Source organism: Ancylobacter sp. TW_SC_1 (genome assembly GCF_056836805.1).
This window is the reverse complement of the sequence record NZ_CM166365.1, coordinates 1,870,239-1,892,763: the sequence shown is the minus strand read 5'-3', so window position 1 is coordinate 1,892,763 and position 22,525 is coordinate 1,870,239. Positions and strand designations below refer to the sequence as shown.

At 68.4% G+C, this 22,525-nt stretch carries 20 protein-coding genes; 13 read left to right on the top strand and 7 right to left on the bottom strand.

What is annotated here, in order from left to right; genetic code table 11:
- Positions 1-229 precede the first annotated feature (229 nt).
- Positions 230-1,120, top strand: a complete 891-nt coding sequence (locus AC1PZ7_RS08710) for a UTP--glucose-1-phosphate uridylyltransferase (protein ID WP_482359079.1) — start codon at positions 230-232, stop codon at positions 1,118-1,120.
- Between the two features lie 152 nt (positions 1,121-1,272).
- Here the strand turns inward: AC1PZ7_RS08710 and clpB are convergent, their stop codons facing one another.
- Complete coding sequence (gene clpB, locus AC1PZ7_RS08705) at positions 1,273-3,891, bottom strand: ATP-dependent chaperone ClpB (protein WP_482359078.1); 2,619 nt, start codon at positions 3,889-3,891, stop codon at positions 1,273-1,275.
- A gap of 232 nt (positions 3,892-4,123) precedes the next feature.
- The gene (gene ubiG, locus AC1PZ7_RS08700; protein WP_482359077.1) at positions 4,124-4,870 is read right to left on the bottom strand and encodes a bifunctional 2-polyprenyl-6-hydroxyphenol methylase/3-demethylubiquinol 3-O-methyltransferase UbiG; all 747 of its coding nucleotides are present in this window, start codon (positions 4,868-4,870) and stop codon (positions 4,124-4,126) included.
- Positions 4,871-5,031: 161 nt separating this feature from the next.
- On the opposite strand from ubiG, the gene AC1PZ7_RS08695 reads away from it, so the two are divergent.
- From AC1PZ7_RS08695 to AC1PZ7_RS08675, 5 genes are all read left to right on the top strand, one after another.
- Positions 5,032-6,282, top strand: coding sequence for an aspartate kinase (locus AC1PZ7_RS08695; RefSeq protein WP_482359076.1), 1,251 nt, complete (start codon positions 5,032-5,034; stop codon positions 6,280-6,282).
- Positions 6,283-6,364: 82 nt separating this feature from the next.
- Complete coding sequence (gene ptsP / locus AC1PZ7_RS08690) at positions 6,365-8,632, top strand: phosphoenolpyruvate--protein phosphotransferase (RefSeq protein ID WP_482359075.1); 2,268 nt, start codon at positions 6,365-6,367, stop codon at positions 8,630-8,632.
- 10 nt (positions 8,633-8,642) lie between these two features.
- Positions 8,643-9,740 (top strand): peptide chain release factor 1, encoded by a 1,098-nt coding sequence (gene prfA, locus AC1PZ7_RS08685; protein WP_482359074.1) that lies wholly within the window; start codon positions 8,643-8,645, stop codon positions 9,738-9,740.
- Complete coding sequence (gene prmC, locus AC1PZ7_RS08680; protein ID WP_482359602.1) at positions 9,740-10,588, top strand: peptide chain release factor N(5)-glutamine methyltransferase; 849 nt, start codon at positions 9,740-9,742, stop codon at positions 10,586-10,588. The genes prfA and prmC overlap by 1 nt, the downstream gene beginning before the upstream one ends.
- A gap of 361 nt (positions 10,589-10,949) precedes the next feature.
- Positions 10,950-12,254: a DUF4167 domain-containing protein gene (locus AC1PZ7_RS08675; protein ID WP_482359073.1), complete on the top strand. Its 1,305-nt coding sequence runs from the start codon at positions 10,950-10,952 to the stop codon at positions 12,252-12,254.
- Positions 12,255-12,350: 96 nt separating this feature from the next.
- On the opposite strand, the gene AC1PZ7_RS08670 is transcribed toward AC1PZ7_RS08675, so the two are convergent.
- Positions 12,351-13,181, bottom strand: a complete 831-nt coding sequence (locus AC1PZ7_RS08670) for an MOSC domain-containing protein (protein ID WP_482359072.1) — start codon at positions 13,179-13,181, stop codon at positions 12,351-12,353.
- A gap of 178 nt (positions 13,182-13,359) precedes the next feature.
- Between AC1PZ7_RS08670 and thpR the strand changes: the two genes are divergently transcribed.
- The 5 genes from thpR to AC1PZ7_RS08645 all read left to right on the top strand — a co-directional run bounded on the left by thpR (position 13,360) and on the right by AC1PZ7_RS08645 (position 16,409).
- Entirely contained in the window at positions 13,360-13,893 is a 534-nt protein-coding gene (gene thpR / locus AC1PZ7_RS08665) for an RNA 2',3'-cyclic phosphodiesterase (RefSeq protein WP_482359071.1), read from the top strand.
- 87 nt (positions 13,894-13,980) lie between these two features.
- Positions 13,981-14,364, top strand: coding sequence for a YkvA family protein (locus AC1PZ7_RS08660; protein WP_482359070.1), 384 nt, complete (start codon positions 13,981-13,983; stop codon positions 14,362-14,364).
- A gap of 219 nt (positions 14,365-14,583) precedes the next feature.
- On the top strand, positions 14,584-15,102 hold the full coding sequence (locus tag AC1PZ7_RS08655) for an invasion associated locus B family protein (RefSeq protein ID WP_482359069.1): 519 nt from the start codon (positions 14,584-14,586) through the stop codon (positions 15,100-15,102).
- Positions 15,103-15,186: 84 nt separating this feature from the next.
- Positions 15,187-15,960 carry a hydroxyacylglutathione hydrolase gene (gloB, locus tag AC1PZ7_RS08650; RefSeq protein ID WP_482359068.1) on the top strand — a complete coding sequence of 258 codons (774 nt, stop codon included), beginning with the start codon at positions 15,187-15,189 and terminating at the stop codon, positions 15,958-15,960.
- Between the two features lie 8 nt (positions 15,961-15,968).
- On the top strand, positions 15,969-16,409 hold the full coding sequence (locus AC1PZ7_RS08645; protein WP_482359067.1) for a cupin domain-containing protein: 441 nt from the start codon (positions 15,969-15,971) through the stop codon (positions 16,407-16,409).
- Between the two features lie 6 nt (positions 16,410-16,415).
- On the opposite strand, the gene yddG is transcribed toward AC1PZ7_RS08645, so the two are convergent.
- A complete protein-coding gene (gene yddG, locus AC1PZ7_RS08640) occupies positions 16,416-17,282 on the bottom strand; it encodes an aromatic amino acid exporter YddG (RefSeq protein WP_482359066.1) in 867 nt (288 codons plus the stop codon).
- Positions 17,283-17,431: 149 nt separating this feature from the next.
- Here yddG and AC1PZ7_RS08635 point away from each other — a divergent pair, with 149 nt between their 5' ends.
- A complete protein-coding gene (locus AC1PZ7_RS08635) occupies positions 17,432-17,677 on the top strand; it encodes a PepSY domain-containing protein (RefSeq protein ID WP_482359065.1) in 246 nt (81 codons plus the stop codon).
- Between the two features lie 191 nt (positions 17,678-17,868).
- On the opposite strand, the gene phbB is transcribed toward AC1PZ7_RS08635, so the two are convergent.
- Positions 17,869-18,594, bottom strand: a complete 726-nt coding sequence (phbB, locus tag AC1PZ7_RS08630; protein ID WP_482359064.1) for an acetoacetyl-CoA reductase — start codon at positions 18,592-18,594, stop codon at positions 17,869-17,871.
- A 137-nt stretch (positions 18,595-18,731) separates the two neighbouring features.
- On the bottom strand, positions 18,732-19,910 hold the full coding sequence (locus AC1PZ7_RS08625) for an acetyl-CoA C-acetyltransferase (protein WP_482359063.1): 1,179 nt from the start codon (positions 19,908-19,910) through the stop codon (positions 18,732-18,734).
- 258 nt (positions 19,911-20,168) lie between these two features.
- Between AC1PZ7_RS08625 and phaR the strand changes: the two genes are divergently transcribed.
- Positions 20,169-20,744: a polyhydroxyalkanoate synthesis repressor PhaR gene (gene phaR / locus AC1PZ7_RS08620; RefSeq protein WP_482359062.1), complete on the top strand. Its 576-nt coding sequence runs from the start codon at positions 20,169-20,171 to the stop codon at positions 20,742-20,744.
- 57 nt (positions 20,745-20,801) lie between these two features.
- On the opposite strand, the gene AC1PZ7_RS08615 is transcribed toward phaR, so the two are convergent.
- A complete protein-coding gene (locus AC1PZ7_RS08615) occupies positions 20,802-22,523 on the bottom strand; it encodes an EAL domain-containing protein (RefSeq protein WP_482359061.1) in 1,722 nt (573 codons plus the stop codon).
- Between the last annotated feature and the right edge of the window lie 2 nt (positions 22,524-22,525).

The following is a 22,525-nucleotide window of genomic DNA, read 5'->3' as shown; positions in this document are numbered from 1 at the left end:
GGATTAGGCGGGCGTCATGGTTTCCATCGGCTTAACGTGACGGCACTTTATCATGACGTAGCGTCAGCAAGCTGCGCGATCGAGGCTCGTCCAACGCGGCCGGACCCATTCCGTCACCTGCGCGTTATCACGACGGTGCAATGGCAGGAGCGAAACGTTAAGCTGAATTTGATAGGAATTTCGTTCTGCTCGCCACACATCAGCATCATCAAAGCGGCATTACTCTCAAATGGTAACTCCCATTCGCAAAGCGATCCTCCCCGTCGCCGGTCTCGGCACGCGCTTCCTGCCTGCGACCAAGGCCGTCCCGAAGGAGATGCTCACGGTCGTGGACCGCCCCGTCGTCCAGCATGTCGTCGACGAGGCCCGGGCCGCCGGCATCGAGCACATCGTCTTCGTGACCGGACGCAACAAGGGCGTCATCGAGGATCACTTCGACCGCCAGTACGAGCTGGAGGACACGCTCAAGGATCGCGGCAAGACGCAGATGCTGGAGATGCTGCGCCAGGAGACCATGGGTCCCGGCGCCACCAGCTTCACCCGCCAGCAGCTTCCCCTCGGCCTCGGCCACGCGGTGTGGTGCGCGCGCGACATCATCGGCAACGAGCCTTTCGCCCTGCTGCTGCCCGACATGCTGCACAAGCCGACCAACGGCAAGGGCTGCCTCGCGCAGATGGTCGAGGCCTATGCCAAGACCGGCGGCGGCAACCATATCGCGGTCTATGAGGTGCCGCCCGAGCAGACCGACCAGTACGGCATCGTCGGGCTTGGCGACGAGGTCGCCGACGGCGTGCACCGGATCGCCCGCATGGTCGAGAAGCCGCAGAAGGAGGTCGCGCCGTCCAACCTCGCCATTTCCGGCCGCTACCTCCTGCAGCCGGAGATCTTCGACCTTCTCGCCACGCAGGAGCGCGGCACCGGCAACGAGATCCAGCTCACCGATTCCATGCTGAAAATGGCGCAGAGCCAGCCCTTCTACAGCGTGACCTTCGACGGCGCGATCTACGATTGCGGCTCGAAGCTCGGCTTCCTGATGGCCAACGTCGCCTACGCGCTGGACAATCCGGAAATCTCCGGCGCCTTCCGCCCCGAACTCGACGCGCTGCTGGCGAAGGGCTGAAGGCCGCGGGGCCCGTCAGGCCCGGCCGGGCACCGCGAGAGCCGGGTGCGGCCCGCGTCCGGGCGGCCCGGTCGGGGGAGACGACCTCAAGAAAAAGGGCGCCGCTTCCGCGGCGCCCTTTCTGATTCACGCGATGGACCGGAACCGGCCCGTCAGGCGGCCTCTTCCACCGCGCCGGGGCGGGTGTCGAACAGGAGCTCGTTGGCCCCGCGCTCGACCCGCACCACGTCGCCGTCCTTCACCGTGCCGGCGAGGATGCGACCGGCCAGCGGGTCCTGCAGCAGCTTCTGGATCACCCGCTTGAGCGGGCGCGCGCCATAGGCCGGGTCGTAGCCCTTCTCGGCGAGGAAGTCCCGCGCCTCGGGGGTGATCTCCAGCGTGATCTTGCGCTCCTCCAGCAGCTTGTCGAGCCGCTTGACCTGGATGTCGACGATCGCGCCCATCTGGTCCCGCCGCAGCCGGTGGAACAGGATGATCTCGTCGACGCGGTTGAGGAATTCCGGCCGGAAGTGCGAGCGCACCACCGCCATCACCTCGTCGCGCACCGCCTCGGTGTCCTCGCCGTCGGGCTGGTTCACCAGGAACTCCGAACCAAGGTTCGAGGTCATGATGATCAGCGTGTTGCGGAAGTCGACCGTGCGCCCCTGCCCGTCGGTCAGCCGCCCGTCGTCGAGCACCTGCAGGAGCACGTTGAACACGTCGGGATGCGCCTTCTCGACCTCGTCGAACAGCACGACCTGATAGGGCCGGCGGCGGACCGCCTCGGTGAGCGCGCCGCCCTCCTCATAGCCGACATAGCCGGGAGGCGCGCCGATCAGCCGGGCCACCGCGTGCTTCTCCATGTATTCCGACATGTCGATGCGCACGAGGGCGGTGTCGTCGTCGAACAGGAAGGAGGCCAGCGCCTTGGTCAGCTCGGTCTTGCCCACGCCCGTCGGGCCGAGGAACATGAAGGAGCCGATCGGCCGGTTGGGGTCCTGAAGGCCCGCCCGCGCGCGGCGCACCGCGGTGGAGACGGCCTCGACGGCTTCCTTCTGACCGATGACGCGCCTGGCGAGTTCCTCCTCCATGCGCAGCAGCTTTTCCTTCTCGCCGGTCAGCATCTTGTCGACCGGCACGCCGGTCCAGCGCGAGACGACGCCGGCGATGTGGTCGGGCGTCACCGCCTCCTCCATCATCGTGCCGGACTTCACCTCCTCGGCAGTGTCCTTCGCCTCGAGGGTGGCGAGCTTCTTCTCCAGCGCCGGGATGGTGCCGTAGGCGAGTTCGCCCGCCTTCTGGTACTCGCCCGAACGCTGGGCGATGGCGAGGTCGGCGCGGGCCTTCTCGAGGTCGCTCTTGATCTTCTGCGCGTCGCCGAGCTTCTCCTTCTCCGCCTTCCAGCGCGAGGTGATGGAGGCCGACTGCTCCTCGAGATTGGCGAGTTCCTTCTCCAGCCTCTTCAGCCGGTCCTTCGAGCCCGCGTCGCTCTCCTTCTTCAGCGCCTCCTGCTCGATGCGCAGGCGCACGATCTCGCGGTCGATGCTGTCGAGCTCCTCGGGCTTGGAATCGACCTGCATGCGCAGGCGCGAGGACGCCTCGTCGATAAGGTCGATCGCCTTGTCGGGCAGGAAGCGGTCGGTGATGTAGCGGTTGGACAGCGTCGCCGCCGCCACCAGCGCCGAGTCGGTGATGCGCACGCCGTGGTGCAGCTCGTACTTCTCCTTGATGCCGCGCAGGATGGAGATGGTGTCCTCCACCGTCGGCTCGGAGACGAAGACGGGCTGGAAGCGGCGGGCGAGCGCGGCGTCCTTCTCGATGTATTTGCGGTATTCGTCGAGCGTGGTGGCGCCGACGCAGTGCAGCTCGCCGCGCGCCAGTGCGGGCTTCAGCAGGTTCGACGCGTCCATGGCGCCGTCGGTCTTGCCGGCGCCGACGAGCGTGTGCAGCTCGTCGATGAACAGGATGATCCCGCCCTCGGCCGCCTCGACCTCGGACAGCACGGACTTCAGCCGCTCCTCGAACTCGCCGCGATATTTCGCGCCGGCGATCAGCGAGCCCATGTCGAGCGATAGGAGGCTCTTGTCCTTCAGGCTCTCCGGCACGTCGCCGTCGACGATGCGCAGGGCGAGGCCCTCGACGATCGCCGTCTTGCCGACGCCGGGCTCGCCGATGAGAACCGGGTTGTTCTTGGTGCGGCGCGACAGCACCTGAATGGTGCGGCGGATTTCCTCGTCGCGGCCGATCACCGGGTCGAGCTTGCCCTCGCGCGCCGCCGCGGTCAGGTCGCGGGCATATTTCTTCAGCGCGTCATAGGCGTTCTCGGCGGTGGCGCTGTCGGCCGTGCGGCCCTTGCGCAGCGCCTCGATGGCGGCATTGATCTTCTGCGGCGTGGCATCGGCCTTGGCGAGGATCTTGCCCGCCTCGCTGTCCTTCTCCAGCGCGAGCGCGAGGAGCAGCCGCTCGACGGTGACGTAGCCGTCGCCGGCCTTCTTCGCCGCCTGCTCGGCCGCCTCGAACACGCGCGCCGTCGCCGGCGCGAGATAGACCTGACCGGCGCCGGAACCCTGCACCTTGGGCAGCTTGGCCAGCGCGCCTTCCGTATCGGCGAGCACGATGCGGGGATCGCCACCCGAACGGGTGATCAGGCCGGCGCACAGCCCTTCCGGGTCATCGAGCAAGACCTTGAGAAGATGCTCGGGCGTGAACTGCTGGTTGCCCTCGCGCAGGGCAAGCGACTGGGCGGACTGGACGAATCCGCGCGCGCGCTCGGTATAGATCTCGAAATTCATAGTGCGTTGCCTCCTGGCCCCCCGGCCGCCCTGATCAGGCACGGCACGGTCACTCGGGACGACGGCGCCCGTATCCCGGTCGCCGCAACGGATCCCGTTGCGGCGATCCGTCCGTCCTCATGTAGTGTGGCCCATCGGCAACGGAAGGGTCTTGAGACGGATCAAGAGCGGAATTTGATTTCCGCCTCCGTCATCCCGGATCGGCCTGCGGCCGTGCGGGATGACGGCGGGCTCAATCCCCCGCCTTTTCAGCCAGCATCAGATAGTTCACCGACAGGTCGCCGGACCGCCGCCACTCGTCGGCGAGCGGGTTGAAGACGACGCCCTCGCGGTCGATCACATCGAGGCCACCGGCTTCCAGCGCCGCCTGCAGCTCCTCCGGCGTGACGAAACGGTTCCAGTCATGTGTGCCTCGCGGCAGCCAGCCCAGAACATATTCGGCGCCGACGATGGCGAGGGCGAAGGAGCGCTTCGTGCGGTTGAGCGTCGCCGCGCAGAACAGGCCGCCCGGAACCACCATCTCGCTCGCGCGCGCGAGGAACAGGCCGACATCGGCCACGTGCTCCACCACTTCCATCGCCATCACCACGTCGAATCGCGCGCCGGCATCGGCGAGGTCCTCGGCGGTCGTCGCGCGGTAGTCGACCGGAACGCCGCTCTCCCCGGCATGAAGGGCAGCGATGCGCACATTCTTCTCGGCCGGATCGATGCCGACGACCGAGGCGCCCATGCGCGCCAGCGGCTCGCTGAGCAGGCCGCCGCCGCAGCCGATATCGAGGATGCGCAGCCCCTCCAGCGGCCGGATGGCGCGCGGGTCGCGGCCGAAATGAGCGATGATCTTCTCGCGCAGCCAGGCCAGCCGGACCGGATTGAACCGGTGCAGCACCCGCATCTTGCCGCGCGGGTTCCACCATTCGGCGGCGAGCGCGCCGAAGCGCTCCACTTCGCGGGGATCGACGGTGGTGGCGGTTCCGGTCATCGGTGTCTCGTGTTCGGCTCGGCTTTTGCCGAGAGGGATTCCAAGCTCGCTCGGTGCCGTTGCGGGCATCGCACGAGGTGGATATGTATACGCGCCTTTTGGGCCGGGAGCCCACCTCCTCCCGCCCGGCCCCACAGAAGAACACGGTACGGTTTCCCGCAATGGCACGTCTGGTGATGAAGTTCGGCGGCACCTCGGTCGCCAACATCGAGCGCATCCGCAACGTCGCGCGACACGTAAAACGGGAAGTGGAGGCCGGCCACCAGGTCGCCGTCGTCGTTTCCGCCATGTCCGGCAAGACCAACGAACTGGTCGGCTGGTGCCGCGAGGCCGCCGTGCTGCACGACGCCCGCGAATACGACGCCATCGTCGCCTCGGGCGAGCAGGTGACGTCCGGCCTCCTCGCCATCGTGCTGCAGGACATGGGCATTCCCGCCCGCTCCTGGCAGGGCTGGCAGCTCCCGATCTCGACCGACGACGCGCACGGCGCGGCGCGTATCCTCGATGTGAACGGCGAGGAGATCATCTCCCGCTTCACGCTGGGCGAAGTGGCGGTGATCGCCGGATTCCAGGGCATCCACCTGCCGACCGGACGCCTCACCACGCTCGGCCGCGGCGGTTCGGACACCAGCGCGGTGGCGGTCGCCGCCGGCATCAAGGCCGACCGCTGCGACATCTATACCGACGTCGACGGTGTCTACACCACCGACCCGCGCATCGTTCCCAAGGCGCGCCGGCTGGAGAAGGTCGCCTTCGAGGAAATGCTGGAAATGGCGTCGCTCGGCGCAAAGGTGCTGCAGGTGCGCTCGGTCGAGCTCGCCATGGTACACAAGGTGCGGACGTTCGTGCGCTCCAGCTTCACCGATCCGGACGCCCCGGAACTCAAGACCGCCGGTGATCCGCCCGGCACACTGATTTGCGACGAGGAGGAAATCGTGGAGAGTGAAGTCGTCACCGGCATCGCCTTCGCGCGTGACGAAGCCCAGGTCAGCATCCGCCACGTGCCGGACCAGCCCGGCATCGCGGCGAATGTGTTCGTGCCGCTCGCGGAAGCGAACATCAATGTCGACATGATCGTGCAGAATATCTCTGCCGAGGGCTTTACCGACATTACCTTCACCGTGCCGACCACCGATTTCGAGCGCGCCAAGGCGGCGCTCGCCGGCGTTCGCGAGGAGATCGGCTTCCAGAGCATCGAGGGCGCGACCGACGTCGTGAAGGTCTCGATCATCGGCATCGGCATGCGTTCGCATGCCGGCGTCGCGGCACGGGCGTTCAAGGCACTCTCCGAGCGCGGAATCAACATCCGCGCGATCTCCACCTCGGAGATCAAAATCTCGGTGCTCATCGACGCCGCCTATACCGAGCTTGCCGTGCGAACGCTGCATTCGGTATACGGGCTCGACGCCTGAATCCAGGCAACGGCGCGGCGCGAGTCGCGCCGTCTTCAGCGACGCTCCGGGAAGCGCGGCTCCCGGAAACCGAGGACGGCCAATGCGTGGCGCGCTCGGCGGCCCACGCGTGCTTTTGAGGCGTCTCCGCGAAGTCATGGCGGAGCCGGTAAGCGCGCAGGACCGCCTCGACAAGATCGTGGTGCTGATCGCGGCCAACATGGTGGCCGAGGTGTGCTCGGTCTATGTGCTGCGCGTCGACGGCACGCTCGAGCTCTACGCGACCGAAGGCCTGAACCGCACCGCCGTCCATTTGACGGTGATGCGCATCGACGAGGGCCTCGTCGGCACGGTGGCGCGCGAGGCCGAGCCGATCAGCCTGTCCAACGCGCAGGCGCACCCCGCCTTCTCCTACCGGCCGGAGACGGGCGAAGAGATCTACCATTCCTTCCTCGGCGTGCCGATCCTGCGCGCGGGCAATACGCTCGGCGTGCTCGTCGTGCAGAACCGCGCGCACCGCTCCTACACCGAGGAAGAGATCGAGGCGCTGCAGACCACCGCCATGGTGCTCGCCGAGATCATCGCCTCGGGTGAACTCACCGCCATGGCGCTGCCCGGCGCCGAGCCGGCCGCCCGCCGGCCGCTCCACCTCAAGGGCCTCGCCCTGTCGGAGGGCATCGGTCTCGGCCATGTGGTGCTGCACGAGCCGCGCATCGAAGTCACCAAGGTCATCGCCGACGACCTGCCGGCCGAGCTCAACCGGCTCGACGGCGCCGTCGACACGCTGCGCAGCTCGATCGACATCATGCTGGAGGACGAGGGCGTCGCCCGCGTCGGCGAGCATCGCGAGATCCTCGAAGCCTACCGGATGTTCGCGCATGACCGCGGCTGGATCGGCCGCATGCGCGAGGCGGTGATGACCGGCCTCACCGCCGAGGGCGCGGTGGAGCGCGTGCAGTCGGACACCCGCGCGCGCATGCTGCGCATGACCGATCCCTATCTGCGCGAGCGCATGCACGATCTCGACGATCTGGCGAACCGGCTGCTGCGCCAGCTCACCGGCCGCGCCGACCGTTCCGAGCATGCCGGACTGCCCGACAACGCCATCATCGTCGCCCGCAACATGAGCCCGGCGGCGCTGCTCGACTACGACCGCACGCGCATTCGCGGCCTCGTGCTGGAGGAAGGCGCGGCGACGAGCCACCTCACCATCGTCGCCCGGGCGCTCGGCATCGCGGCGGTCGGGCATCTGGAGAACATCGTCGGCCAGGTCGACGCGGGCGATGCGGTCATCGTCGACGGCGTCAGCGGCGAACTGCATGTGCGCCCGCCCGCCGATGTCGAGGCGGCCTATGTCGAGAAGGTGCGCTTCCGCGCCAAGCGGCTGGAGCGCTACGCGGCGCTGCGCGACGTGCCGAGCGTCACCAAGGACGGCGTCGAGATCGAACTGCATCTCAATGCCGGCCTGCTGGTCGACCTGCCGCACATCGCCGAGACCGGCGCGACCGGCATCGGCCTGTTCCGCACCGAGCTGCAGTTCATGATCGCCTCGGCCTTCCCGCGCACCAATGAGCAGCTCAAGCTCTACCGTTCGGTGCTGGACGCGGCGGGCGAGCGGCCGGTGGTGTTCCGCACGCTCGATATCGGCGGCGACAAGGTGCTGCCCTATATGCGCGCCATCGAGGAGGAGAATCCCGCCCTCGGCTGGCGCGCCATCCGCCTCGGCCTCGACCGCCCGGGCCTGCTGCGCAGCCAGATCCGCGCGCTGCTGCGCGCCGCCACCGGGCGCGAGCTGCGGCTGATCTTCCCGATGGTGTCGACGGTGGATGAGTTCGACCGCGCCCACCATATCGTCGAGCGCGAGCTGACCCATCTGCGCCGCCACGGCCATGGCCTGCCGGAGCGCGTGCTGGTCGGGGTGATGCTGGAGGTGCCGGCGCTGCTGTTCCAGCTCGACCAGCTCTTCAGCCGTGTCGATTTTGCCTCCGTCGGCTCGAACGACCTCGTGCAGTTCCTCTATGCGGCCGATCGCGGCAATTCGCGCGTCGCCGACCGTTTCGATCCGCTCGCCCCGGCCGCGCTGCGGGCGCTCAAGCTGATCGCCGACAAGGCCGCCGAATACGGCAAGCAGGTCACGCTCTGCGGCGAGCTCGCCTCGCGCCCGCTGGAGGCGCTGGCGCTCGCGGCCATCGGCTATCGCAAGCTGTCGGTCTCGCCGGCCTCCTACGGCCCGGTGAAGGCGATGCTCATCGAGCTCAACCTCGCCGCCGCGGCCGCCTTCGTCGAGCCGCTCCTCGCCGTCACCGCAGAAGCGGCCTCGCTGCGCCCGCAACTCGCCGCCTTTGCCGAAAAGGCCGGCCTGCCGCTGTGAGTACACGCACGTGACGGCCCTTCCCGACGCCCGGCTCGACCAGCTTCTCGCCCGCCACGCCGAGATCGAGCACGCCCTGTCCGCCAGTCCGGAGGCGGAAACCTATGTCCGCCTGTCGCGCGAATTCGCCGACCTGTCGCCGGTGATCGAAAGCGTCAAGGCGCTGCGTGCCGCCGAGCGCGAGCGTGCCGGAGCGTGGGCGCTGATCAACGACCCCGCGACCGACCCGGAAATGGCCGAACTCGCCCGCGAGGAATCCCGCGATCTCGACGCGCGCATCGAGGACCTGACCCACGCCGTGCGGCTCGCCTTGCTGCCCAAGGACGCGATGGACGAGCGCGGCGTCATCCTCGAAGTGCGCGCCGGCACCGGCGGCGACGAGGCGGCGCTGTTCGCCGGCGACCTGTTCCGCATGTATGAGCGCTTCGCCGCGCTCAACGGCTGGTCGGTCGAGGTGCTGTCGACGACCGAGGGCGCGGCCGGCGGCTTCAAGGAGATCATCGCCGCCCTCCACGGCAACGGCGCCTATGCCAAGCTGAAGTTCGAATCGGGTGTGCACCGCGTGCAGCGCGTGCCGGAGACCGAGGCGTCGGGCCGCATCCACACCTCCGCCGCCACCGTCGCGGTGCTGCCGGAGGTCGAGGATGTCGACATCGACATCAACGAATCCGACCTGCGCATCGACGTGTTCCGCGCCTCGGGCGCCGGTGGCCAGCACGTCAACAAGACCGAGAGCGCGGTGCGCATCACCCATATCCCCACCGGCACGGTCGTCGCCGTGCAGGACGAGCGTTCGCAGCACAAGAACAAGGCCCGCGCCATGGGCATGCTGCGCGCCAGGATCTACGAGGCCGAGCGCGAGCGGCGCGACAGCGCCCGCGCCAGCGCGCGCAAGGTACAGGTCGGCTCCGGCGACCGCTCGGAGCGCATCCGCACCTATAATTTCCCGCAGGGGCGCGTGACCGATCACCGCATCGGCCTCACCCTGCACAAGCTGCCGGAAATCCTCGCCGGCGTCAGCCTCGGCGAACTCGTCGACGCCCTGACCACCGAATACCAGGCCGCGCTGCTCGCCGAGGCGGAAAGCGCCGGCTGGGGCGAGCGGTGATCGCCCGCGGCGAGCTGCAGCGCGAAATCGCCGCCGGCTTCGCCGCCCGCGGGATGGAGAACGCCGAGCGCGAGGCGCGCGCCCTGATCAAGGCCGGGCTCGGCCTGACCGATCTCGACCTCGTCGCCCGCGCCGAGCTGGCGGTCTCGCACGACGACGCCGTCCGCCTGCGCGCCCTCGCCGCCCGCCGCGCCGCCGGCGAGCCGCTCGCCCGGCTGACCGGCCGGCGCGAGTTCTGGAGCCTCGACTTCGCCCTCGCGCCCGAGACGCTGGTGCCGCGCCCGGAAACCGAGACGCTGGTCGAGGCGGCGCTCGCCCTGTTCCCCGACAGCAGGGCTCCACTCCGCATCCTCGATCTCGGCACCGGCAGCGGCGCCCTGCTCGCCGCCCTGCTGAGCGAATATCCCGCGGCCTACGGCGTCGGCGTCGACCTGTCGCAGGGGGCGGCGCAGCAGGCCCGCGACAATCTGGCAAGGCTGGGCCTGCTAGCGCGCGCGGGCGTGCTGGTCGGCCGCTGGGCCGAGGCGATCGCCGGGCGCTTCGACCTCGTGGTCTCCAATCCGCCTTATATTCCCAGCAACGATATCGCCACGCTCGATCGCGAGGTGCGCGAACACGACCCGCGTCTCGCGCTCGACGGCGGCCTGCAAGGGCTCGATGCCTATCGCGTCCTCGCGCGCGCCCTGCCCGGCCTCCTGCGGCCGGGCGGACGCGGCGTGTTCGAACTGGGCATCGGACAGGAGAACGACGTCGCCGCGCTGCTGGCGGCGGCCGGGCTTCCCGCCGACGGTCCGGCCCGGCGCGATCTGGCCGGCATCGCACGCGCCATCGTGACCCGGCCGGCCTGAGAATGCCGGCGATGCAGCAAAAAAGGGCTTGGAACGAGATACCGAACCGATTAGTGTCGATTTCAGGAATCGTCCTGAGACATCACCTGCCTTCTCGCGGTTTGGATGCCGGTTGCTCTTCTCTCTGAGCGGTCGTGCTCATCGCTGGCGGGTACATTCGAGCCCTTGCGGAAGGCTTGAATGAATGGTCTCAAGGGGGCGAACGCTCCACGAGTTTATCCGTGCGGCCTTGGTTGCACGATGAAACATGGGGTCGGCGGCAGCGCAGTGTAGCGCGCGCCGGGTCCGGGCCGGAGAAATGCGGCCGGGATAGATCGCGGCCGGCCTGTCCGGCGGCGGAGCATCTTCGAGATGCGCTCCCATGGAAGAAGTCCGATGGTCGATGGCGACCTGTGGCATGTCCGGAACCTCCTGGCTTCCGGCGTATGGCAGGTTTGCCCCGACCCAAGGCGAGATTTCCCGACGTACCGCCCCGAAGGCCGAGGCCGAAGGGACGGGAGAGCGGGCGATCGAGGTGATTGACCCGCCTGTAGCTGCGCCGAACGGGGTTCGCCCCGCCGGCGGCGTTCCGGCATCAGAGACCAGCTCAATGCGAAATACGAACCAGCAGAAGCGTATGCGTGGCCGCAACAACAACAATCGTCGCAGCCAGAATCCGCTTACGCGCGTCTACGAGTCCAACGGTCCCGACGTGAAGGTGCGCGGCACCGCGCAGCACATCGTCGAGAAATACCAGCAGCTCGCCCGCGATGGGCAGGCGTCGGGAGATCCGGTCGCGGCGGAGAACTACCTCCAGCACGCCGAGCATTATTTCCGCATCATCGCCGCCGCGCAGGCGCAGTTCGGCGTCCAGGGGCAGCCCTACCAGCGCTCCGACGACGACGAGTTCGACGAGGACATGGAGGACGCCGGCGCCGATGGCCAGCCGGCCTTCCAGGCGCGCGAGCCGCAGCAGGGCCCGCGCGAGGGACAGCGCGATTTCTTCCGTGATCGCGATGGCCGCCGCGACAACCGCGACCGCGGGCAGGAGCGCAATCAGGACCGCGGCCAGCAGGATCGGGGTCAGCAGGACCGGGGTCAGGATCGCGACCGTAATGACCGCGATCGCAATGACCGCGACCGAAACGACCGTCCGGACCGCGACAGGCAGGAGCGCAGCGAGCGCCCCGACCGCGACCGCCAGGAGCGTGGCGAGCCGCGCGAGGGTCGCTGGTCCCGCGACAACCGCCCCTATCGCGAGCCGCGTGAGCCCCGTGAAGGTGGCGAGGGGTATCGCGATCCCTCGCAGCAGCCGCAGCCGCGCCTCGGGCCGGAAGTCGAGGCCGAGATCGGCCTGCCCGCCTTCATCACCCAGAGCACCACGGTGCCGGTGAGCGCCCCCGAACCCGCGCCGAAGGTCGAGGCCCCGGTGGTCGCGGCCCCGGCGGTCGAGGCTGTCGTGGCGAAGGCGCCCAAGGCAGAGGCCGTCGCGAGCGAAGCGCCGGCCAAGCCCGAAGGCAGCAGCCGTTCGCGCGCCGCCAAGGCCGCGCCGCCGCCGGTGGCCGCTGTCGAAGAGGCTTCCGAGGATGGCGAGGCGCGCGCGCCGCGCACCCGTCGCCGGCGTTATCGTCGCGCCGAGACCGAAGGCGAGGCCACCGAGCCCGCGCCGGCCGAAGCCGGCGAGTGATCCGGCGGCGATCCGCCGATACGAAAAAGGCCCGGCTCAGCCGGGCCTTTTTTTGTCGCCGGAACGCCGCACCGCGCCGGTCCCGGCACGAGCCGCTCAGACGGTGATGCGTACCGAATCGCCTTCCGCGATCAGCCCGCCCTGCTCCACCTCGGCGAAGATGCCGCAATCGGTATGGCCGAAGGTGCGCATCAGCGTGCCGGGCACGTCCATGTCCCGCCGGGCGGTGTGCGGGTCGACATTGGTCGCGGCACAGCGGAAGATTCGCTGCGATACCTTCAGCCGCACCTGGTTGCCGACCTCGATCGTGTGACCGACGAGATCGAACTCCTCCCACGGCTCCATGCCGTCGAGATAGAAATTGGCGCGGAAGCGCAGCGGATCGACCGGCTGGCCGATGATGTCGCCCAGCGCCCGGCAACTCGCGAGGTTGATCAACGAGATGAACCCCTCCGTCGTGTCGACGAAGCGGAACCCCTGCGGCGCGGCCAGCACGCGCGGCGCACCGCGCAGCTCGTAGCGCGAATAGCGCTGGAAGAAGGCCTCGATGGCCTCGCATCCCTCCGGCGTATCGAGCTTTCCACGCGCGACCTCGCCGCCTTCGTGGCGGATCACGAGTTCGGCCGTCACGTCGTCATAGCGGGCATCGAGCGCGGCGAGGCGCTCGTTGCGCATCAGCATCAGGAACTTGATCTTGGGCTGGAAGGCCGGCGCCTCGGGAATGAAGCCCGAGGGCCCGTTCTCGATGGCGTAGAGCCGGTCGCCGGGAAAATACTTCCCCGCCTCCAGCTCGACCAGTTCCATCCGTTCGGGCGTCAGGCCCTTCACCGGATAGCGGTAGATCGAGCCGATGCTGGCGAAGTTGACGGGTCCCGCCGATGCCTCGGCAGGGGTGAAAAGTTCGGCATCTTCGGTCGATTCGTTCATCGTGCCTCACCATATAGGGTTGCGAGCCCCTCGTCAGCCTGAGTGGAGAATCGTCACCCCACCGCACAATGCCGCGACGGCCTGTGTTTTGCCTGTCGCATTTTCAGCTTTTCCTCGGCGCGCGAATCCGTCTCAATCGGTGACGGGTTTCCTGGCCGGCAACTCATAGGAGGGGGTCATGCCGCGGCTCTTCACCGCCCTCGAAATTCCGAGCGACGTCGCCGAGCAACTGTCCATGTTGCGGGGCGGCCTGCCCGGCGCCCGCTGGATCAGCCCGGAATTCTACCACGTCACGCTGCGCTTCATCGGCGATGTCGACCATGCGGTCGCCCGCGATGCCGCCGCCGCGCTCGACGAGATCGACCGCTTCGGCTTCGATCTCACGCTCTCGGGGGTGGACCAGTTCGGCAATCACAAGCCGCATTCCATCTTCGTCGGCGTGAAGGCCAATGAGGCGCTGAACGATCTTCATGCCGAGCATGAGCGGGCGATGAAGCGCATCGGCCTGCCGCCGGAAGCGCGCAATTTCCGCCCGCACGTCACCCTCGCCCGGCTGCGCGACGCCGCCCCGCGCCAGGTCGCCGACTATCTCGCCCTGCGCGGCTATTTCCGCAGTCCGACCTTCGAGGTCTCGCGATTCGTGCTCTATTCCTCGCGTGATTCGGTGGGCGGCGGGCCCTACCGCGTCGAGGCCGCCTATCCGCTGATGTAGGCCCGGCGCGACATTGCGAAGACGCACGGCCGCAACCATGTGGGGACATGACCAGCGGCTTTCGACAGGCTTGGTCAGGAGATCTGCATGGCCCGCCCTACCGACCGGACGTTCAACATCGAGGATATCGAAGCGCTCAGCGCCAGCCCGAAGGACGAGGCGCGGGTGCGTGCCGGCTTCTGGCGCAAGCTGGCGGCCGGTGCCGCGCGCATCCCCTTCGCCGAGGACGCGGCGGCGGCCTATTACTGCGCGCTCGACAGCCGCACGCCGACCCGCGTGCGGGCGCTGCTGTTCGGCGCCCTCGCCTATTTCCTGCTGCCCGCCGACGCGGTCCCCGACTTCTTCCTCGGGCTCGGCTTCACCGACGACGCGGCTGTGCTGGCAGCCGCGCTCAACCTGCTCGCCGGCCATATCGGCCCGGATCACCGCGCGGCCGCCCATGCCGCGCTCGAGCAGCTGCGTGGGAACTGAACCCCTCTCTCGATAACGGTATCTTACTGGGGCACAACGGCAGGAAACTGTTAACCATGCCTTCAATTCGCCGCCCGCCTTCGGGCATTTGAACAGCAAAGCCTCCGCTTTGGGATGCCAAGGGTTCACAGCCGCGAGTCGGGCGGATATCCCTGGGGCGACCTGAACGGAGAATCACTGCGAGCCGCATCGCGGCGGACGACACGGAGGACAGAGACCATGGCACGACGCACCGTGCGCGCGGCACTCGCCGGTATGGCACTGGCAATGATCGGCGCGAGCTGCGCCAGCGCCCAGGGTGCGCCCAAGCTTGTCGGACAGTTCGGCGACTGGGGCGTCTATCTGGACACCAGCGGCAGCGGCAAGATCTGCTACGCCCTCTCCCAGCCGAAGACCCGGCTGCCGGCCGGTCTGGCCCGCGATCCCGCCTATTTCTTCGTCTCGACCCGCACCGCCGAGAATGTGAAGGGCGAAGTCAGCGTGGTCATGGGCTTCCCGCTGAAGGAAGGCACCGACGCCACTCTCACCATCGGCCCGGCGAGCTTCGACCTCTACACCCGCGGCACCGGCGCCTGGGTGCGCAACGTCGCGGAGGAAACCCGCCTCGTCGACGCCATGCGCAAGGGACGCGACGTGGTGGTGAAGAGCACGTCGACGCGCGGCAACGTCACCACCGACACCTATTCGCTGAGCGGCGTCTCCGCCGCCATCGACCATGCCGCGCAGGAATGCCGCTGACGCATCGTCTGGCCCTGCACTAGACTGACGGCGGCGGCCGCGGCCGCCCCGCCACCTCCGAGGTAAGGCATCCAGAGGAACACCATGCCGGTCGAACTGCGGCTCATCCCCTGCCTCGCCGACAATTACGCGGTGCTGCTGCGCGATCCCGTGACGGAAGCGACGGCCGTCATCGACGCGCCGGAGGTGGCGCCGATCCTCGCCGCGCTGGAGCGCGAGGACTGGACGCTGACGCACATCCTCGTCACCCACCATCACACCGACCACATCGCCGGCGTGCAGGCGCTGAAGGAACGCTTCGGCGCCACGGTGATCGGCCCGAAGGCGGAGCGCGACACCATTCCCGGTCTCGACTTCGCGGTGGTGGATGGCGACCCCGTCGCGGTCGGCAGCCTGGTCGGCCGGGTGATGGAAACGCCCGGCCACACCAAGGGCCACATCGTCTTCCTGTTCGAGGACGAGCGCCTGCTGTTCTCCGGCGACACGCTGTTCGTCATGGGCTGCGGCAGGCCCTTCGAATGCGACCCGCCGGTCCTGTGGGAATCGCTGGCGCGCCTGCGCACCCTGCCCGACGACATCTCGGTCTATTGCGGGCACGAATACACCCTCTCCAACGCCCGCTTCGCGCTCAGCGTCGACCCGGACAATGCCGAGCTCGCCGCCCGGCTGAAGGAGGTCGAGGCGCTGCGCGCCGCCGGCAAGCCCACCTTGCCCACGACCATCGGCGCGGAGAAGACCACCAATCCCTTCCTGCGGGCGGACGACCCCGAGCTCGCCGCGCGCATCGGCCTGCCCGGCGCCGAGCCCGGCGCCGTCTTCACCGAGCTGCGCAGCCTCAAGAACAGCTTCCGCGGCTGAGGCTCGCCATGGGATGGGACGGGCTTTCCGCGCAGGAGGTCATCGCCCGGCTGGCGCTCGCGCCGCATCCGGAAGGCGGTCATTTCCGCGAGACCTTCCGCGACGCGCGGCGCACGGCGGAGGGCCGTTCGGTCTCCACCGCCATCTATTATCTATTGAATGCCGGCGAGGTCTCCCACTGGCACCGGGTCGACGCCGTGGAGGTCTGGCACTGGTATGCCGGCGCGCCGCTCGAACTGCGGATCGCGCTGGAAGATGCCGGCCCGATCATGTCGCGGCTCCTCGGCCCCGGCATGATCGAGGGCGAGGAGCCGCAGCACATCGTCCCGCAGGATGCCTGGCAATCGGCCCGCAGCTGCGGGGAATGGACGCTGATCGGCTGCACCGTGGCGCCGGGCTTCGAATTCGCCGGCTTCGAGCTGGCCGCCCCCGGCTGGTCGCCGGGCTGACCAGGCTCAGCGGCGCGCCAGCAGCGTCGCCGCGGCGGCCCCGCCGACGATGAGCGCGCAGGCGATGGCGAGCGTCCAGCTCGGCGCGGCGAAGCCCGCCGCCACCAGCAGCAGCGTGGACAGTACCGGCGCCGCGTAGGAGGTGACGCCGAGCAGGCGGATGTCGCCGCGCTTCATGCCGATGTCCCAGGTGTAGAAGGCGATGCCGACCGGACCGATGCCGAGCGCCGCGACGGCGAGCCACTGCCCCGCCCCGGCCGGCCAGATGGACGGCTCGAACATCGCGTGGCAGAGCGCCGAAAGCCCCGCCGTGGCGAGGCAGAAGCCGGCGACCACCTCGGTCGGCACGTTGGCGAAATGACGCGAGGCCACCGAATAGACCGACCAGATCACCGCGCAGGCCGCCGCCGCGAGATAGCCCGGCACATATTCCGGCTCGAAGCCGAAACCGCCGGCCCGGCCGCCGAGCAGCACCACCGTGCCGGCGAGCCCCATCAGCGCCCCGCCAATATGCGCCGGACGCAGCCTCTCGCCCGGCAGGAAGGCGGAGAACAGCACGATGAGCAGCGGCCAGAGATAGGCGATGAGGCCCGCCTCGGCCGGCGGCGCCAGCTTCAGGGCCGAAAAATAGAAGAAGTGATAGCCGAACAGCCCGCCGACGCCGTGCAGCCAGACCGGCCAGGGCTGGCGCAGCACCGAGAGCCCGACGCCGCGCGCCATGGCCGTCGCCAGCCCGACGCCGCCGCCGATGGCGAAGGTCAGCGCGGTCAGCAGGAAGGGCGGCACCGCGCCGGTCGAGGAGGTGGCGAGCGCCAGCGTCGACCAGAGCAGGATGGCGGTGAAGCCGATGAGCGTGGCGGAGGAACGGGACATGCGGGGGGACCTTCGAATCGGACGGCCCCTTATGGCCGCTACCCATCCGCCCGCCAAGCGTCTCTCCACCCAGCGCCCACCGATGGACGCCGTCGTCGCCAGGCCTTACCTTAGGGCAATCCCCTTCAGGCTACCCGAGGAGAACTCCGATGACGCGCCCGGCCCTGATTCTCGCCTTCGCCCTGCTGTCCACGGCGGCATTCGCGCAGGCCGCCATCGGCATCGACGAGGCACTGGTGATCGTGCGCGCCAACGGCATGGCGACGGTCGCCAAGCTCGAGCACGAGCACGAGAAGGGCCTGTCCAAATGGGAAGCCGAGGGCCTCGATGCCCAGGGAAAGAAGATGGAGATCGAGATCAATGCCGTGGACGGCAAGGTGATCTCGATCAAATAGGCCTCTAGCGGTAGGGCATCGGGTTAGAGCGCCGGCCTGTCACGCCGGAGGTCGCCGGTCAGCACGTTCTCTCTCAGTGCCTCATGGCCGGGCTTGACCCGGCCACCCAGACTTTCCGCCTAGTGGATGCGTGAAGGCTGGGTCCCCGGGTCAAGCCCGGGGATGAGGGAAGCGGATGACAGGTCAGGCTCTCACATCATGTACTGGCCGCCATTGGCGGTCAGGGTCGAGCCGGTGATGAAGCCCGCATCGTCGGCGGCCAGGAAGACGACGCAGCGCGCGATCTCCTCCGGCTCGCCGAGCCGGCCCACCGGTATCTGCGGCAGAACGTGCTTGTCCAGCACCTCCTGCGGCATCGCCCGCACCATCTCGGTGCCGATATAGCCCGGGCAGATGGCGTTCACGGTGATGCCCTTGCGGGCGTTCTCCTGCGCCAGCGCCTTGGTGAAGCCGATCTCGCCGGCCTTGGCGGCGGAATAGTTGGTCTGGCCCATCTGGCCCTTCTGGCCGTTGATCGACGAGACCGTCACGATGCGCCCGAAATTGCGCTCGCGCATGCCCTCGATCACGTTGCGGCACATGTTGAACACCGAGTTCAGATTGGTGTTGATGACCGCGTGCCACTGCTCCGGCGCCATCTTGTGCAGCATGCCGTCCCGCGTGATGCCCGCATTGTTCACCAGCACGTCGACCGGGCCGAGCGCGGCCGTCACCTCGGCGATGCCCGCCTTGCAGGCCTCGAAGTCGGAAACGTCCCATTTGAAGGCGGGAATGCCGGTCTCGGCGGTGAAGGCGGCGGCGGCGGCATCGTTGCCGGCGTAATTGGCGGCAACCCGGTATCCGGCGGCCTTCAGCGCCTTGCAGACCGCCGCGCCGATTCCGCGCGTGCCGCCCGTGACCAACGCAACACGAACCATCTCACTCCCCCCTCTGGCGTCCCTTCCCTAGGGAACCTATCGACGGCTTGTACGTCGATTCTTGGTGACGGCAAGGCGGCAAAACCGTCTTGCCGTCTCAATCCGTCACGGCCAGTGCGGGCTGTGCCTGATCCGCATCAATCGCGTTCCAGGCACATGGCGATGCCCATGCCGCCGCCGATGCACAGCGTGGCGAGCGCCTTCTTGGCGTCGCGCTTCTCCATCTCATAGAGCAGCGTGGTGAGGATGCGCGCGCCCGAGGCACCGATCGGATGACCGATGGCGATGGCGCCGCCATTGACGTTCACCTTCGCGGGGTCCCAGCCGAGATCCTTGTTCACCGCGCAGGCCTGGGCGGCGAAGGCCTCGTTGGCCTCGACGAGGTCGAGGTCGGCGACGGTCCAGCCGGCCTTCTCCAGTGCCCGGCGCGAGGCCGGGATCGGGCCCGAGCCCATGATCGCCGGATCGACGCCCGCCTGCGCCCAGGACACGATGCGCGCCAGCGGCTTCTTGCCGGCGCTGGCCGCCTTGGCGGCGCTCATCAGCACCACGGCGGCGGCGCCGTCATTGATGCCGGAGGCATTGCCCGCCGTCACCGTGCCGTCCTTGGCGAAGGCCGGGCGCAGCTTGGTCATGCTGTCGATGGTGGCGCCGTGGCGCGGGTATTCGTCGTCGGCGACGACGATGTCGCCCTTGCGGGTGGAGATGGTGACCGGGACGATCTCGTCCTTGAAGCGGCCCGCCTTCTGCGCCGCCTCGGCCTTGTTCTGCGAGCGGACGGCGAAGTCGTCCTGCTGGTCGCGGGTGATCTGCCACTGGCGGGCGACGTTCTCGGCGGTCGTGCCCATGTGGTAGCCGTTGAAGGCGTCCCACAGGCCGTCCTTGATCATGGTGTCGACCATTTCGAGGTTGCCCATCTTGGTGCCGCTGCGCAGATAGGCGCAATGCGGCGCCTGGCTCATCGACTCCTGGCCGCCGGCGACGACGATGTCGCTGTCGCCGTTGAGGATCGCCTGAAAGCCGAGCGCGACGGCCCTGAGGCCCGAGCCGCAGAGCTGGTTCACGCCCCAGGCCGGGCTCTCCACCGGGATGCCGGCCGCCACCGAGGCCTGCCGGGCCGGATTCTGGCCCGCCCCCGCGGTGAGGACCTGACCCATGATGGTCTCGCTCACCTCTTCCGGCGCCACGCCCGCCCGCTCCAGCGCCGCGGTGATCGCGATCTTGCCGAGTTCATGCGCCGGCAGCGAGGACAGTGCGCCATTGAACGCGCCGACAGCCGTGCGCGCGGCGCCGACGATGACGATGCCGTCTTTCATGAATGGGATCCTCCGGTACGTTCCGAATTCGGCGCAGCTTCCGAGCCGGTGCCTGCACCTTGTTTTCCAGGTGTGCCACCATCGTGGTGGGCTCAAGTGATCCATGTCAATGGCGCCCGGATTTTCTTGCGGGCACGATTTCGCGCGGCGCGCCGCGCGGCGGCGGGAACGGCCGCCGGCCGCTACAATTCCTGTAGCCGTCCGACGGGAAACGTCCTAGGGTTTTCAATGGGAAACGATCAAGGCGACAGGATCACAATGGCAAAATCCAACGAACCCGTCACCATCAAGAAGTACGCGAACCGCCGCCTCTACAATACCGGCACGAGCACCTACGTGACGCTCGAAGACCTCGCGCAGATGGTGAAGAATGGCGAAGACTTCGTGGTCTATGATGCGAAGTCGTCGGAGGACATTACCCATTCCGTTCTGACGCAGATCATCTTCGAGCAGGAAGGCAAGGGCCAGAACCTGCTGCCGATCAATTTCCTTCGCCAGATCATCCGCTTCTACGGCGACAGCATGCAGATGCTGGTGCCGCGCTATCTCGACATGTCGATCGAAAATTTCAGCAAGGAACAGAACAATCTGCGCGAGCAGGTGTCCAAGACATTCGGCGTCGGCGGCTTCGGCGTGCTGGAGGAGCAGGTTCGCCGGAACATGGAGATCTTCGATCGCGCCTTCAAGGTGTTCCTGCCCAACGGCCGGCCCGAGGATACCGCGGCCGCGCCGGCGACCGCCGCCCAGCCGGACGATTTCGACGAACTGCGCCGGCAGGTGGCCGAGATGCAAAAGCGCCTCGACCGGCTCGGCGAAGGCGGCAAGAAGGACTGACGTCGCGCACGGGACGCGCCGCCGGCAAAGCGCCGGCAAAAGCTCGTTTCCACGCGGTCAGGGGCCGCGCGGGCCATCCTGGAGAGAGGGTCTGTAGGCCGGAAGGCCGATGAGCTGCCCCTGCAGATAGGTACAGCCCCACTCGACGAGTTGCTGGCCGGTTTCCTCGTCCAGCACCCATTCCGCCACCGTCTCGATGCCGAGCTGGCCGGCGAGATCGAGCAGCATGCGCACGAAGCTCCGGTCGTCTTCCGACTGCATCATGGTGCAGATGAAGCTGCCGTCGATCTTCAGCATGTCGACCTGCAGGTTGCGCAGGTTGCGGAACGAGGTGTAGCCGACGCCGAAATCGTCCATCGCCACCTTGCAGCCATGGCCGCGCAGCCAGGCGATGCGCGAGCGCATCGTCTCGATGTCCGGCAGGCTGGAACTTTCCGTGACCTCGATGATCAGCCGCGTGCCGAGGCCGGCCTGCGCGCCTTCTTCGAGAAGCTGCAGCCATGCCACGTCGTGGATCGAGCCGGGCGAGACGTTCACCGAAAGCCGCAGCGCCGGATCGGCGCGCAGCGCCGACAGCGCCAGCGCCATCGCGCGGCAGTCGACCATTCGGGTCAGGCCGAACCGGTCCGCCGTCGGAATGACGGTACCACCGTCGAACACCCGCCCATCGCGGCCGGTGATGCGGGCAAGGCTCTCGTAGAAGGCGATCTTGCGGCTGATGCCGTGCGCGATCGGCTGGAAGGCGAGCGACACCCGGTCCTGCCCGAGCGCACCGACGATCTCGTCGGCGAAGCGCACATTGGCGTGGCGCTCGGCGGTACGGTCGAAGGCGTGCGAGTACATCTCCATCGAGCCGCGCGCGTGGCGCCGCGCCCGCTGGAGCGCGTCCTGGGCGTGGGAGAAGATCTCCGGCACATTGCGCCCCTGAGACGGCACGATCAGCCCGCCGGCGGAGATGCTGGCGGCGACGGCGCCCGCGCTGGTGCGCGGCGGCGTCTGGTTCACCGCCGAGAGGAAGCGCCGCGCGGAGGCCATGAAATCCTCGCCCGATTCCACCCGCAGCAGGAGACCGAACTTGCTGCCGGAGAAACGGGCAAGCTCCTCGCCCTCCTCGAGCTGGGCCCGCAGGCGCAGCCAGACGACGTCGATCACCTCGTCGGCGACGAGGAAGCCGTAGGCGTCGTTGAGGTCGCCGAGGCGGTCGACGCCGATCAGCACGAAGCCGAATTCGCGATCCTCCTCCAGGGCCCACGCCAGGCGCTCCTCGAGCAGGCCGGCAAGGCGCTGGCGATCGGTCTTCGCCTCCACCCCGCCCCCTTGGGCCGGGCGCACGGGACGTCCAACCGACAGGCGGCGCAGGAAGCCGTCGACCTCGACCAGCCTGCCGTCATCGTCGAAGCTGGCCACGCCGCGATCCTCGACCCACAGCCGGCGCGGCGCGCTGCCGGGCGGCAGGGAGAGGCAGTAGACGGTCTCGAAGAAACGGGCGCTGCGATCGCTGCCCGGCGCGGCCCCCACCTGCAGGGCGGCGACGGCCGCCTCGTGGCGCGAACGCCCCGAGCCCGGAGTGATCAGATCGGCGTAGTCCGCGCCCCGCCACGCGAAAGGCAGGCGCTCGTCGCCGAGCACCTCCGCCACCGCCGCGCTCCACTGCAAGAGATCGTCCTCGAGTGTCCAGCGATAGGCCGCGGCTCCGAGCGAGTGTGCGACATCGGCAATCGCCTCCGGCTGGAGCGAGGCGTCCGGGCCTGTCTTGGCGACCGTCTCATGCGTCGACATGG